Raw genomic sequence first — 307 nt, 5'->3', positions numbered from 1 at the left:
GCTGGAGCCAAATTTCTAGACAAAGAACAAGTCAAAAATTATTATATAGAAGCAAAAGAGTTATGTAAGATTTATAACAATCCTTTAATGTTGATGAAGATAGAAAATTATTTGAAAGAATTAGATACTGTTTAGTTAATCTTGACATTATAGTTTTTCTGAAACGTTAAATAACCTGTAAGGCTGATAGTGAAATTAATACTATCAGCCTTATAATTTTTCCATGGTATCTCAAATAACTATACTGATTTTGTTTCCCGTTCTAATTTGGTAACATTTTGATTTCTTGTGTTATCAAGTATATTGA

Annotated in this window: 1 pseudogene; it reads left to right on the top strand. The window is 26.7% G+C overall.

Annotated elements, in window-relative coordinates:
• Positions 1-135, top strand: a pseudogene (locus JQ841_RS05775) (helix-turn-helix domain-containing protein); the annotation flags it as partial.
• Positions 136-307 lie beyond the last annotated feature (172 nt).

Origin of the sequence: Streptococcus mitis, assembly GCF_905187535.1 — a bacterium.
Taxonomy (GTDB): Bacteria; Bacillota; Bacilli; order Lactobacillales; family Streptococcaceae; genus Streptococcus; species Streptococcus mitis_BS.
Note: the sequence above shows the minus strand (reverse complement) of the source record. Positions and strands in the feature narration are given on the sequence as shown.